Here is a 13605-nt window from a genome sequence, read left to right as displayed (position 1 = left end):
TACTGTTGCAGTCATGAAAAACATCAGGAATTTTTGCATCATAGCTCATATTGACCATGGCAAAAGCACACTTGCAGACAGATTGCTCGAATTTACAAAAACTATTTCCTCACGCGATTTGCAGGAACAAGTGCTTGACGATATGGATTTAGAACGCGAACGCGGTATCACAATTAAAAGTCACGCTATTCAGATGGACTATGAATTTGAAGGAGAAAAATATCAATTAAACTTAATTGATACACCCGGACATGTTGATTTTTCGTATGAAGTATCACGTTCAATTGCTGCATGCGAAGGAGCATTGCTTGTTGTTGACGCATCGCAGGGAATAGAAGCACAAACAATTTCTAATCTTTATCTTGCATTAAATCATAATCTCGAAATAATTCCGATTGTGAATAAAATTGACCTTGAAAGTGCAAACCCCGAAGAAGTGAAAGACCAGATTGTAGATTTAGTAGGATGCAAAAGAGAAGACATTATTGAAGCAAGCGGAAAAACAGGAATCGGTATTGAAAAAATTCTTGAAGCAATAATAAAAAAAATATCTCATCCAAAAGGTAACGCTGATGCTCCTTTACAGGCACTGATTTTCGATTCGGTATTCAATTCATACAGGGGAATTATTGCCTATTACCGTGTTTTCAACGGAACAATTTGCAAAGGCGATAAAGTAAAATTTGTAAATACAAATAAAGAATATACTGCCGATGAAGTAGGAATATTACGCATGTTAAAAGAACCGAAAGATTCAATAAAAGCAGGCGATGTAGGTTATATTATTTCCGGAATTAAAGAAGCAAAAGAAGTAAAAGTCGGCGATACAATTACTCATGTTAATAATCATGCCGAAGGAATTCACGGATTTGAAAACGTAAAGCCGATGGTGTTTGCAGGAATATATCCTGTTGAAACCGAAGATTTCGAAGAGTTAAGAACGGCAATGGAGAAATTACAACTGAATGATGCTTCACTTGTTTTTGAGCCCGAAACTTCCGCTGCCTTGGGATTTGGCTTCAGATGCGGTTTTCTGGGAATGTTGCATCTTGAAATAGTTCAGGAGCGACTTTTACGCGAATCCGAAATGACAGTTATCACAACTGTTCCTAACGTTTCCTATAAAGCATATACAACAAAAAATGAAGTTCTGGCAATTAACAATCCTTCCGATTTGCCCGACCCCAGTAAGATTGCTCGTATCGAAGAACCATATATTCTGGCACAGGTGATTACAAAATCGGAATATGTCGGAGCAATAATGACACTTTGTATCGAAAAACGAGGCATACTGAAAAATCAGGTTTACCTCACTACCGACAGGGTTGAAGTAGCATTCGAAATGCCACTTGGTGAAATTGTTTTCGACTTTTATGATAAATTAAAAACTATTTCACGCGGTTATGCTTCTTTCGATTATCACACGCTTGACTACAGAGAATCGAAATTAGTGAAGCTCGACATATTGTTGAACTCCGAACCGGTTGATGCTCTTTCGGCGTTAATTCATGCAGAACATTCATATCAGCTCGGAAGAAAAATGTGTGAAAAACTAAGGCAGTTGATACCGCGTCAGCAATTTGATGTTGCCATACAGGCAAGCATTGGCTCTAAAATTATTGCCCGCGAAACCGTTAAAGCAGTGCGAAAAGATGTTACAGCAAAATGTTATGGCGGTGATATTACACGAAAACGCAAACTACTCGAAAAACAAAAAGCAGGAAAAAAACGAATGCGCCAAATAGGAAGTGTTGAAGTTCCGCAAAAAGCTTTCTTAGCCGTTTTGAGCTTGAATGATTGATTTCAAAAATTTCTCGCAAAGACGCGGAGCCGCAAAGTTTGAACTAAAAACTAAAAACTCGAAACTATTTTATCCCAGCAGTTTCTTCACCATTTCCGCAATTGATTTTCCGTCGGCTTTTCCGGCGAGTTGTTTGTTTGCAATTCCGATTGCTTTTCCCATTTCTTTTATTGAAGTAATTTGGTTTTGAGAAATAATTTCTGCAATCACTTTTTGAAGTTCTTCTTCGGAAAGTTGTTTTGGTAAATATTTTTCAATTATTTCCGCTTCGAAAATTTCTTTGTCAGCCAGGTCCTGCCGGTTTTGAGAACTATAAATTTCGGCTGATTCTTTTCTTTGCTTAACAAGTTTCTGCAAAATTTTCAATTCGGTTTCTTCTGTTACCGCTTCACCTGAAGTTTGGGCAAGAAGCAATGCTGCTTTAATTGCTCGAATTGCTTCGAGCTTGTCTCTTTCTCTTGCAAGCATTGCAGTTTTGATGTCGTTATTTACCTTATCAACAAGCATAAATCAGTTTAAAGTTTAAGGTCTAAAGTTAAAAAAGCGACTTCGCAATTTATTTTAGTCAACATTGTCGTGAAGAAAGGAATTATTAGATTTTATTTCGCCTTTTTTTTCATCATCAACAGAAAGCGAGAATTTTGAAACCTGCGATTCCGAAGAATGTGCAAGTGGAACAAATTCTATTTTCTTTCTTTCGTAGGCAGGTTCCTTTTCAAGGTCGGTGATATTTCCGGATTGTGTTTTTAAATTATAACTTATTTCTTTCAATCTGGCTATTCTGTCCTTTGATGTCTGCATTTGCTTTTCAGCAAATCTTGCTATGTCGTCCGATTTTTTATTTGAAGTTGTTGAATCGTCAGCAGGTTCTTTTATTTTTAATTTAAAAAAATCTTCTTTTGCGATTTTTTCATCAACTGTATTTATAATATTATTTTCTGTTATATCTTTTACTTCATCGGCAATTTGCATTTCAGTTTCAGCAACGGCAACATCAATTTGCGGACGCGGCGGCTCTTCTATTTCAAGTTTTTTAATTATAAGTGGCTCGTTTGTTTTCTTTGTGTAATCTTCTTCTTTTATTTTGTTTATAGGTTTTTCGAGTTCGATAATAATTTTTTCGGATTTCTGCGGAGTTGTAAATCCAAAATTTCTTGATTTAAATCCTGTAGCAATTACAATTAAACTTAATTTATCGCCAAGTTCCTCGTTATAGCCAACACCAAAAATTATATTTGCTGTTGAGCCTGCTTCATTTTGTACATATTCGGAAATTTCTCCTACTTCATCCATGGTAACTTCTTTTGAAGTTCCTGAATTTATATAAAGCAATATCTGACTTGCTCCCTGAATATTATTATCGTTTAAAATAGGGCAGGCGAGTGCTTTTTCGGCAACTTCAATTGCTCTGTTTTCGCCTTCTGCAGTAGCATATCCCATTATGGCTGTTCCTCCGTTATTCATAACTGTATTAACATCGTTGAAATCAACATTCACCAAACCGGCACCTGTAATAATTTCAGCAATACCTTTTGAAGCGGTTGACAGCACGTCATCTGCGTGAGCAAATGCATTTTTTAAACTCAGATTTCCATATATTTCTCTGAGTTTATCATTACAAATTACAAGGAGAGTATCAACATGGTCTTTCAATTCCTTAATTCCTTCTTCTGCTTGAGCCCGCCTGTTCTTACCTTCGAAAATAAAAGGTAATGTAACAATGCCTACAGTGAGTATTCCCATTTCTTTAGCAGTGGCTGCAATAATAGGTGCTGCTCCTGTGCCTGTTCCGCCTCCCATTCCGGCAGTTATAAAAACCATTTTTGTATTATTTCCAAGAAACTCTTTTATTTTATCAATATTTTCGATTGCGGCTTCTCGCCCTACTTCGGGCTTTGAACCGGCACCTAACCCTTCGGTAAGTTTTTCACCAATTTGTATTTTCATCGAAACAGGGCTGTGTTCGAGGGCTTGCGCATCAGTATTGCAAACTATGAAATCAACACCTTTGATTCCCTGATTAAACATGTGAGTTACAGCATTGCTACCGCCGCCGCCAATACCTAAAACTTTGATGATTGATGAATGGTCTTTTGGTGAATCGAATTGTATCATATTTTTAATAATTTTAATATATCAAAAGTATTAATTATAAAATTTGTATGTTGAATATGAGAAAAAATGTTATTAATAATTTATTAACATAAAATTTCAGAAATAAGTACTTTAGGCACTTGAAGTACTTTTAATTTTAGTTTATGTTGTCGCCTTCAAAAAATTGTTTTCCTTTTGCAAAAATCTTGTCAAAAAAGCCACCTCTTGATTTATCGGGCTGCGTTACTGTTTTATCAACCTGAGTTTTTTTCTCAACTTTTTCCAATCCTTTTATCACCAAACCAATTCCTGTTGCGTAAGAAGGACTTGTACACTCTTCGGAAGTAGCGTTTGCAAGATGCTCATTAGGATAACCAACACGTGTATCAAGCCCTGTTATGTATTCACACAACTGAACAAGATGTTTGAGTTGTGCGCCACCTCCTGTTAAAACAGCACCTGCAATAAGTTTTCTTTCAAATCCCGAATTTTTAATTTCATAATATACCTGTTCAATAATCTCTTCCATCCTTGCTTGTATAATACTTGCAAGGTTTTTCAAAGAGATTTCTTTGTGTTCTCGCCCTCTGATGCCGGGAATTGAAACAATTTCGTTTTCCTTATTTTCACTGGCAAGTGCCGAGCCAAATTTTATTTTCAGCAATTCCGCATGTTCTCTTATTATTGAACATCCCATTTTAATATCTTCAGTAATAACATTTCCGCCAAAAGGTATTACCGCTGTATGGCGTATTATTCCTTCCTGAAAAATGGCAATATCAGTAGTTCCTCCGCCAATATCTATCAGCACTACTCCCGCTTCTTTTTCTTCTTTACCAAGAACAGCTTCTGATGATGCAATTGATTCAAGTGTCATGTTTTCGACTTCAAGTCCTGCTCTTCTGATGCACTTAACTATATTCTGTGCGGCAGAAACCTGACCAATGACAATATGAAAATTTCCTTCAATGCAAACTCCAGACATCCCGATTGGTTCTTTTATTCCGGGTTCATTGTCCACTATATATTCCTGCGGAATTACGTGAATAATTTCCTCACCGGGTTGCATCACGAGTTTATACATATCGTCAACCAATGCATTTATATCTGCCTGACTAATTTCAGCTTCAACATTACTTCTTATTCTAGTTCCGCGTTGCTGAATGCTTCTTATATGTTGTCCTGCAATACCCACATTAACAACATTAATATTGACACCCGATTTGTTTTCTGCTTCATCAACAGCTGCCCTGATTGACTGAACTGTTTTTTCAATATGAGTTACAACACCTCTTGTAACACCAACCGATTCAGAACGACCGATTCCGAGTATTTCAATTTTGTCGTATTCATTTTTACGACCGACAATGGCTGCAATTTTTGTTGTGCCAACATCCAAACCAACTAATATTTCTGATGCTTCCATAATTTATTATTTTTTAGTACAAACTATTTGATTTTTATATTTTAAATTAATTGTAGAATATTTTTCCCATCCTGTATTTTTAAATCCTTTCTGATAAACATCCATAAGATTGTTAAATTTTTCTTCCATGTCAGTAATATCTCCAAAAAGAATAGTATGATTTCCGAGACGTGGTATAAGTTCAATTTCCCTGTCGTAATTTATATAAACCTGTGCAATTTGTGCTTTCCAAAAATCATTTTTGGAAATATATTTCGCCAGAATAAGCAATTGTGAAAGTAATGAAGTATTATCCAATGAATCATTGCCGGAAATTAAAATTTTTCTGAAAGAAATATACGGTTCCCATATTAAGCCGTTTGCAATTATTATTCTTGGAGTAAAAATATTTGAAGCAGGCATTACAACTCCGTTTGAATCTATATAATAATTTTCGTTTTTAATATTCACAATTCTTATTAAAGGTTTTCGCTGCTTGATGTTTATTTTTATTTCACCTGAAATTGTTGAGTAAACATCTGCATTTTCGATATAATGATTTTCACGAAGTATTTTTTCGATTTTGAAAATATCAATATGTGAAACTGGCTTTCCCACTAGTGAATCGTTTTTATCATTTATCATTTCTTTTACCAATTCATCATTTATAAAATGCATTTCGCTTGTTGTATCAATTGAAATAGTAACGGATTTGCATAAAACATTATCCTGTGTCTTCTTGATAAAGCCGAGTGTTACAAACAATCCGTTCACAAGCGCAATCCACGCTACTATAAAAATAATTTTTTTTATATTAAAATTTTTAAACATTTTTTATTTTATATTTTCCCAACAACATTTCTTTTATTGGTATTACCAACTGGTCGATATCCCCTGCGCCAAGTGTTAAAATAATTTCCGTTTTTTTATTTTTCAGAATATCGACCAATTGTTCCTTTGAACACGATGATTTATTATTTATATTAACCTTATTAAACAACATTTTCGAGCTAACTCCTTCAATCGGTAATTCTCTTGCCGGATATATCTCGAGCAAAATAAGTTCATCGAGTAATTCCAAACTCCTTGCAAATTCATCGGCAAAGTCCCTTGTTCTTGTATAAAGATGCGGTTGAAAAACTCCAGTGATTTTTTTCCCAGGGTAAAGTTTTTTTACTGAATTAATACATGCTTTAAGTTCTTCGGGATGATGAGCATAATCATCAATATATATTATCTTATCAGATTTAACCTGATATTCGAATCGTCGTTTTACACCTTTATAACTTGCAAGTGCTGATTTTATTTGTTCTATATTCAAACCGAAATTAAGGCAAACAGCAATTGCTGCAACTGCATTTTCAACATTATAAAAAGCATCCGTTTGTAAATTTATTTCTTCATTTTTTAATTCATCGGAATTAAAATAAAATTTATAATGAGCACCGTTTTTTTTAATTCTTTCAGCATAATAATCGGCAACTGCAAACGCAGAGTATTGATATTTCGGATTGCCCGTATTACCTGCAACAGGCAGCGATTTTTTATAAATGAGTTTTCCGTTTTTCTTTATTTGTTTTGCAAAAAGATTATATGATTCGAGCATGTAATTTTTGTCTCCGTAAATATCCAAATGGTCAGCATCCATTGAAGATATCACAGCAATATCAGGATGCAACTGTAGAAAAGACCTGTCGTATTCATCTGCTTCCACAATTACTGCTTTGAAATTTTCGGAGTTAAAAAAATTAGAGTCATAGTTTTGTGTTATACCTCCTATAAATCCGAGTATATTTATTCCCGAAGATTTAAATATGTGAGCAAGCATTGATGATATTGTTGTTTTGCCATGTGTGCCGGCAACCGCAATAGTAAAATTATCCTTTGTCAATAAACCGAGAACTTCCGAGCGTTTTTTTATTTCATACCCGTTTTCTTTAAAATATTTTAATTCTGTATGCGTTGAAGGTATCGCCGGAGTGTAAACCACCAAATCAATTTTTTCGGGAAGCATTTTTATGTTTTCTTCAAAATGTATTTCTATGCCTTCATTTATTAATTGTTGTGTAAGCGGCGTTGGAGTTTTATCATAACCGCTTACATTTTTTCCTCTTGCATTAAAATATCTGGCAAGGGCACTCATTCCGATGCCTCCGATGCCTATAAAATAAATTGTATTTAATTTTTCGAGATTCAACTTTTATTTTTTATAATGAATTTTGTGCGTGATAAATTTGCCACAGATTCACAGATTATAAAATTATTCTTTTTGTAACTAATGAATTTTTACCAAAATTAACTATTAATCCTAAGGAACATTTGGATATTGCCAAATAATTTATTACCCAACTATAATGTTCATCAACTATTCCATTTTGAGCTTTTATTTCCAATATTATTTTGTCATACACAACAAAATCGGCAAAGAAATAATGAGGGAGAATTATTCCTTTGTATTCAACTTCATATTTTCTTTCACGTTCATAAAAAATATTTTTCTTGCGAAATTCGTATTCAATAGCATCTTTGTAAACTATTTCCAGTAACCCTTTTCCCAAAGTGCGATGAACTTCCATACATATTCCAATAATTTGATAACTTTCTTCTTGTAACGGATATTCTTTTTCTGAATATTCCATAATTTAATCTGTGAATCTGTGGCGATTTTATTTTATCAAATTTAAAATTTCTTTAACTATTAATTCCGTTGCATTTCTCTTTGCGAGTTTTTTTATATTTTCACTGATTTGCTTTTGCTTTTCAATATTGTTAAATAATGCAATGATTTCCGTTCCTGATTTTTCAATTGCTTCATTATCTTTGAGCAGTATTGCAGCATTTTTATTTACTAATGCCATTGCATTTTTTGTCTGATGGTCTTCAGCAACATTCGGTGAAGGAATTAAAATTGCCGGTTTGCCTACAATGCACAATTCCGAAATAGCAATTGCTCCTGCACGCGACACCACAATATCTGCGGCAGAATATGCCAAATCCATTTCATTTATAAAATCAAATACTTTAATATTTTTAACATTTAAAGCACTCACTGATTTTTTTGCTTTTTCAAAATAATTTTTTCCTGTCTGCCAGATAACCTGAATATTATTTTTTGATAATAATTCCAGATTTTTACTGATGCTTTCATTAATCGTTCGTGCACCCAAGCTGCCACCTATTACAAGAAGTGTATTTTTATTTTCAAGTTCAAAATGTTTTATTGCAACGTTTCTTTTGCTTTCAGTATCCAGAATATCCTTTCTGACTGGATTTCCGGTAATAATAATTTTTTCTTTCGGAAAAAACTTTTCCATACCGTTATATGCCACGCAAATCTTATTTACTTTTTTTGCAAGAAGTTTATTTGTAATTCCGGGATATGAATTTTGTTCCTGAATAAGCGATGGATTTTTTTTCATTGTTGCAACTCTCAATAAAGGACCACTGGCGTATCCGCCAACACCAACAACTACATCGGGTTTGAAATTGTTTATTATTTTATTTACTTTGAGCAAACTTGATATTAATTTTATTGGCAGTAAAAAATTTTTAAATGTTATTTTTCTTTGCAATCCGCTAATCCAGAGTCCTTCGATTTTATATCCTGCTGCCGGAACTTTTTCCATTTCAATTCTTCCTTTAGCACCAACAAAAAGTATTTCAGCAAACGGATATTTTGCTTTTATTTCATTAGCTATTGCAATAGCCGGAAATACGTGCCCTCCTGTGCCTCCGCCGCTTATTATTATTTTAAAATTATTTTTCAATTTCTTCTTCTTCAGTTTTATCTTCAATTTCATAACTTTTGCTTACGCTCAACATAATGCCGATTGAAATGCTCGTAAACCAAATTGATGTTCCTCCCATGCTCACCATTGGCAGTGTTTGCCCTGTTACAGGCAAAATATTTACAGCAACAGCCATATTTATGAATGCCTGGAATATTAATATCAAAGCACAACCCACAACGAGAAGTGCGGGAAATACTTTGTCGCATTTCGAGGCAATTTTTATTGCCCTGAAAAGTAAAATAACATACAAAAATACAATAAGCATTCCTCCCGCGAGACCATATTCCTCAATAATTATTGCAAAAATAAAATCGGAATAAGGATGTGGAAGAAAATTACGCTGGATGCTTTTCCCTGGAAGTTTTCCAAAAACTCCTCCGGTAGCAATTGCAATCTTTGCCTGCTCTACCTGATAATTATTATTCGTTTCGCCGCTTTTGAAATTTTCAATTCTGTTTTTCCATGTTTCAAATCGTGGTAATACATGCGGATATTTAAAAGCAATAGCGAGAGCTATTGAAATTATGACCAATCCAATACCCATAAACGCAAGTAAATATTTTATATTTACCCTTCCTATAAACATGAGTATAAAACATGTTGCAAATAATATTGCAGCAGTTGAAAAGTTGGCGGGAAAAATCAATCCACACACAATCAATACAGGAAGCATAATTGGTATGAATGCCGATTTGAAATCTTTAATTTCATCCTGTTTTTTTGAAAGCAGTCGTGCAACATACATTATCAATGCAAGCTTTGCCAAATCTGATGTTTGAAATGACAGATTTATAATCGGTAAAGTCAGCCAGCGACTTGCTTCGTTTAAATTTGTTCCTGTAAATAATGTCAGCAACTGCAACGGAATTGTAATTATTAAAAGCAATTGTGAAAGACGCGAATAATATGTATATTTGATGAGATGAGTGGCATACATAAGAAAAATTCCGAATAAAAGTATGAAGAGGTGTTTGAACAAATAATAATAGGTGTTTCCTTCTTTATAGCGATAAGCAAGGGTGCCGATGGAACTGTAAACTGCAAGAAGCGAAAATACAGACAAAATAAAGACAATTGCCCATATCACTTTGTCACCTTTTATTCTTTTTTGTAAATTTATTAATGTTGTTGTTTCGCTCATTTTTAAAAATTATCTTATAAATTTCTTACGGCTTCTTTAAATTTATTTCCTCTTTCTTCGCAATCATCATATAAATCAAAACTTGGACAGGCGGGAGAAAACAAAATAATATCGCCTTTTTCCGAAAGTTGATAAGCGAAATTCACGGCTTCTACGGCACTTACTGCATTAACCATTATTTCAACATCTCCTTTAAAATTTTTATAAATCTTTTTATTATTAATACCGAGACAAACAACTGCCTTAACCTTTTCTTTAACAAGTTCTTTCAACTCAGCATATTCATTTCCTTTATCGTATCCGCCCACTATCCAGACAACAGGTTTAGACATACATTCCAATGCGAACCATGTTGCATTAACAGTAGTTGCCATCGAATCATTAATAAAATCAATACCTCTGACTGTGCTAACAAATTCCAACCTATGTTCGAGAGTTTGAAAATCCTCGAAATTTTCTTTCATTTCATTCTTTCTTAAATCAGGAAGTTTTGTTGTTATACCCGCTGCCATTGAATTGAAAACATTTTTGCTGCTGTGTAATGAAAATTCAGTTATGTTCATTCTTTCTGTTTTTTGGTTTTTATCTTATTTTGTAACTAATAAGTATTTTTAATATATCTGCTGTTTAATAATTTTAAGTACTTTTTTTTATCTTATTTTTAAAGTAACTATTGTTATTATTGCGAGCATTATTCCTATTATCCAAAATCTCGTAACTATTTTGGATTCGTGATATCCTTCCAACTGGAAGTGATGATGCAGCGGTGCCATCCTGAAAATTCTCCTGCCTTCACCGGTTTTTCTTTTTGTATATTTAAAATATGCAACCTGTAACATCACTGAAATATTTTCAACTAAAAATATTCCGCATAGTATGGGTATAAGGAGCTCTTTTCGGATAGCAACAGCAAATACTGCAATCATTCCACCGAGTGTAAGGCTACCTGTATCGCCCATAAATACCTGTGCGGGATATGTATTGTACCACAAAAAGCCGACACATGCGCCAACAAATGCGGCTATAAAAACAACAAGTTCACCTGCATTGGGGATATACATAATGTTCAGATAATTTGCAAAAACAGTATTACCCGACACATAAGCAAGAACACCAAGCGTAACACCCATTATTGCTGAAGTTCCGGTAGCCAAGCCATCCAAGCCATCAGTCATGTTTGCCCCGTTTGAAACTGCGGTAACAATAAATATTACAAAAGGAATAAAAATTAAAAATGCCCATTTTTTATAGTTCCCACCAAGCCATGAAATAATAATTGAATAATCAAATTCATTATTTTTAAGAAACGGAGTTGTTGTTTTCGTTGATTTTGTTTCTGCTCTTGAATATAAAGGATTGAAATTTGTGTTTTCAAGGGGCTTTGCCGAATTAATGGCAACAATCTTTTTCGGTGTTTTTAATTTTTCTTTTATAACAACATCGGGGCTAAAATAAAGTAAACTGCCAACAATCAAGCCGAGTCCGATTTGCCCGAGAATTTTAGATTTACCCTGAAGACCTTTTTTATCTTTCTTGAATACTTTTATATAATCATCTAAAAAGCCAATAACACCGAGCCATACGGTTGTTACAAGCATTAATATTATATAAATATTATGAAGTTTTGCAAATAAAATAACCGGTATAAGAATTGAGGCAAGTATTATCAATCCACCCATTGTTGGAGTTCCCTGTTTTTGAATTTGACCTTCAAGTCCCAAATCTCTTACTGTTTCGCCAACTTGTTTTTTTCTAAGGAAGTTTATTATTTTTTTTCCTATAAACAAAGAAATCAACAATGAAGTGATAACTGCCATTGCCGCTCTGAAAGAGATGTATTGAAATACACCTGCTCCGGGCACATTACAGCATTTTTGCAAACTATGGAATAAATAATAAAACATATTAATTGGGTTTTATTTCTAGAATTTCTTCAAGTATCTGCAGGTCATCAAAAGGATATTTAACTCCTTTTATTTCCTGATAATTTTCGTGACCTTTTCCCGCAACCAGAATTATATCGCCTGAATCTGCCAAATGACAAGCTGTTCTGATTGCTTCTTTTCTGTTCACTATTGTTAAAACTTTCTTTCTGTCGGTAATGTCAATTCCGCTTTGCATTTCATTAATTATGGTTTCAGGTTCTTCTGAACGCGGATTGTCGGAAGTCAGTATTACTTTCGTGCTTCCTTCGCAGGCAATTTTTGCCATTATCGGACGCTTTTTTGAATCCCTGTCTCCGCCGCAGCCGACAACGGTTATCAGCTTTTTACTTCCATCGCGTATTTCGTTAATTGTTGAAATTACATTTTTTAATGCGTCGGGAGTATGAGCATAATCAACTATTCCGAGAATATTATTTTCGGATTTGACATATTGAAACCTTCCTTCAACTGCACTCAAACCGCTTAATTCTTTCAATACTTCTATTTTCTCTTTACCGAGTAAAATTGCAGAAGAATATATTGCAAGCAGGTTGTAAGCGTTGAATTTGCCGATAAGTTTGCACCATACTTCTGCACCATCAATATTTAAAAGCTGTCCGTCAAGACCGCTTTCAAGTATTTTGCATTTGAAATCGGAAAATGATTTTAAGCTGTATGTTTTTTTCAACGCCGCAGTATTCTGAAGCATCACTTCGCCGTTCCTGTCATCTATATTTGTCAGAGCGAAAGCAGTTGCAGGAAGAAAATCGAAAAGTCCTTTTTTTGCTTTTATGTATTCTTCAAATGTTTTATGATAATCGAGGTGGTCGTGTGTGATATTTGTAAAAATTCCGCCTGCAAATGTCAATCCTGAAATTCTGTTTTGAACAACTGCATGTGAACTTACTTCCATGAAACAATATTCACAACCCTCATCAACCATTTGTTTCAATAATTGATTTATAACAATTGCATCGGGAGTTGTATGAGTTGCAGAAAATATTTCATCATTAATCATGTTTTTAACTGTTGATAATAGTCCTGCATTATGTCCGAAATTCCTGAACATTCTGAAAAGCAGTGTTGCAATTGTAGTTTTACCGTTTGTTCCGGTTACACCTATTAATTTTAATTTTGATGATGGATTATCATAAAAATTTGAAGCGAGTTCTCCGGTTGCTTTACTGCTGTTTACAACTTTTATATATGTGATATTTTTATTTATTTCTTCCGGAATAATTTCACAAACAACTGCTGATGCACCATTTTCTTTAGCCATTTTTATAAAATCATGTCCATTGGATTTAGTTCCTTTACTTGCAATAAATAAAGTGTCTTTAACAATCTTGCGTGAATCAAATGTAATTTCAGCAATGTTTTTATTTAAATCCCCTATGATTTTTTCGGATTTTATTCCTTTTAATATGTCATTTAAATTTCTATACATA

Annotated in this window: 12 protein-coding genes; 1 reads left to right on the top strand and 11 read right to left on the bottom strand. The window is 33.9% G+C overall.

Annotation, left to right across the window (positions count from 1 at the left end; genetic code table 11):
* Positions 1–13: 13 nt before the first annotated feature.
* Positions 14–1801 carry a translation elongation factor 4 gene (gene lepA, locus WC223_04895; GenBank protein ID MFA6923574.1) on the top strand — a complete coding sequence of 596 codons (1788 nt, stop codon included), beginning with the start codon at positions 14–16 and terminating at the stop codon, positions 1799–1801.
* 69 nt (positions 1802–1870) lie between these two features.
* Here the strand turns inward: lepA and WC223_04890 are convergent, their stop codons facing one another.
* The 11 genes from WC223_04890 to WC223_04840 form a co-directional block, all read right to left on the bottom strand.
* A complete protein-coding gene (locus WC223_04890; GenBank protein MFA6923573.1) occupies positions 1871–2308 on the bottom strand; it encodes a GatB/YqeY domain-containing protein in 438 nt (145 codons plus the stop codon).
* A gap of 54 nt (positions 2309–2362) precedes the next feature.
* The gene (ftsZ, locus tag WC223_04885; GenBank protein ID MFA6923572.1) at positions 2363–3916 is read right to left on the bottom strand and encodes a cell division protein FtsZ; all 1554 of its coding nucleotides are present in this window, start codon (positions 3914–3916) and stop codon (positions 2363–2365) included.
* A gap of 136 nt (positions 3917–4052) precedes the next feature.
* Positions 4053–5321 carry a cell division protein FtsA gene (ftsA, locus tag WC223_04880; protein MFA6923571.1) on the bottom strand — a complete coding sequence of 423 codons (1269 nt, stop codon included), beginning with the start codon at positions 5319–5321 and terminating at the stop codon, positions 4053–4055.
* 6 nt (positions 5322–5327) lie between these two features.
* Positions 5328–6131, bottom strand: coding sequence for a hypothetical protein (locus WC223_04875; protein ID MFA6923570.1), 804 nt, complete (start codon positions 6129–6131; stop codon positions 5328–5330).
* On the bottom strand, positions 6124–7497 hold the full coding sequence (murC, locus tag WC223_04870) for a UDP-N-acetylmuramate--L-alanine ligase (GenBank protein ID MFA6923569.1): 1374 nt from the start codon (positions 7495–7497) through the stop codon (positions 6124–6126). The genes WC223_04875 and murC overlap by 8 nt, the downstream gene beginning before the upstream one ends.
* Positions 7498–7552: 55 nt before the next feature.
* On the bottom strand, positions 7553–7939 hold the full coding sequence (locus tag WC223_04865; GenBank protein MFA6923568.1) for a GxxExxY protein: 387 nt from the start codon (positions 7937–7939) through the stop codon (positions 7553–7555).
* A 27-nt stretch (positions 7940–7966) separates the two neighbouring features.
* A complete protein-coding gene (gene murG, locus WC223_04860; GenBank protein MFA6923567.1) occupies positions 7967–9067 on the bottom strand; it encodes an undecaprenyldiphospho-muramoylpentapeptide beta-N-acetylglucosaminyltransferase in 1101 nt (366 codons plus the stop codon).
* Positions 9057–10232: an FtsW/RodA/SpoVE family cell cycle protein gene (locus WC223_04855; GenBank protein ID MFA6923566.1), complete on the bottom strand. Its 1176-nt coding sequence runs from the start codon at positions 10230–10232 to the stop codon at positions 9057–9059. The genes murG and WC223_04855 overlap by 11 nt, the downstream gene beginning before the upstream one ends.
* Positions 10233–10246: 14 nt before the next feature.
* The gene (locus tag WC223_04850) at positions 10247–10795 is read right to left on the bottom strand and encodes a cyanophycin synthetase (protein MFA6923565.1); all 549 of its coding nucleotides are present in this window, start codon (positions 10793–10795) and stop codon (positions 10247–10249) included.
* An 87-nt stretch (positions 10796–10882) separates the two neighbouring features.
* Positions 10883–12136, bottom strand: a complete 1254-nt coding sequence (gene mraY / locus WC223_04845; protein ID MFA6923564.1) for a phospho-N-acetylmuramoyl-pentapeptide-transferase — start codon at positions 12134–12136, stop codon at positions 10883–10885.
* 1 nt (position 12137) lies between these two features.
* Positions 12138–13604, bottom strand: a complete 1467-nt coding sequence (locus WC223_04840) for a UDP-N-acetylmuramoyl-L-alanyl-D-glutamate--2,6-diaminopimelate ligase (protein ID MFA6923563.1) — start codon at positions 13602–13604, stop codon at positions 12138–12140.
* Position 13605: the final 1 nt, after the last annotated feature.

The sequence above is a fragment of the Bacteroidales bacterium genome (assembly GCA_041671145.1).
In the GTDB taxonomy this organism is placed as follows: Bacteria; Bacteroidota; Bacteroidia; order Bacteroidales; family JAHJDW01; genus JAQUPB01.
The sequence above is the reverse complement of the archived record's forward strand: the minus strand, read 5'-3'. Positions and strand labels throughout refer to the sequence as shown.

Bases quoted from the DNA above. Each gene is read 5' to 3' on its own strand.
- lepA (MFA6923574.1), top strand. From the start codon at position 14: ATGAAAAACATCAGGAATTTTTGCATCATAGCTCATATTGACCATGGC.
- WC223_04840 (MFA6923563.1), bottom strand. From the start codon at position 13,604: ATGTATAGAAATTTAAATGACATATTAAAAGGAATAAAATCCGAAAAA.
- WC223_04875 (MFA6923570.1), bottom strand. From the start codon at position 6,131: ATGTTTAAAAATTTTAATATAAAAAAAATTATTTTTATAGTAGCGTGG.
- WC223_04865 (MFA6923568.1), bottom strand. From the start codon at position 7,939: ATGGAATATTCAGAAAAAGAATATCCGTTACAAGAAGAAAGTTATCAA.
- WC223_04890 (MFA6923573.1), bottom strand. From the start codon at position 2,308: ATGCTTGTTGATAAGGTAAATAACGACATCAAAACTGCAATGCTTGCA.
- mraY (MFA6923564.1), bottom strand. From the start codon at position 12,136: ATGTTTTATTATTTATTCCATAGTTTGCAAAAATGCTGTAATGTGCCC.
- ftsZ (MFA6923572.1), bottom strand. From the start codon at position 3,916: ATGATACAATTCGATTCACCAAAAGACCATTCATCAATCATCAAAGTT.
- ftsA (MFA6923571.1), bottom strand. From the start codon at position 5,321: ATGGAAGCATCAGAAATATTAGTTGGTTTGGATGTTGGCACAACAAAA.
- WC223_04855 (MFA6923566.1), bottom strand. From the start codon at position 10,232: ATGAGCGAAACAACAACATTAATAAATTTACAAAAAAGAATAAAAGGT.
- WC223_04850 (MFA6923565.1), bottom strand. From the start codon at position 10,795: ATGAACATAACTGAATTTTCATTACACAGCAGCAAAAATGTTTTCAAT.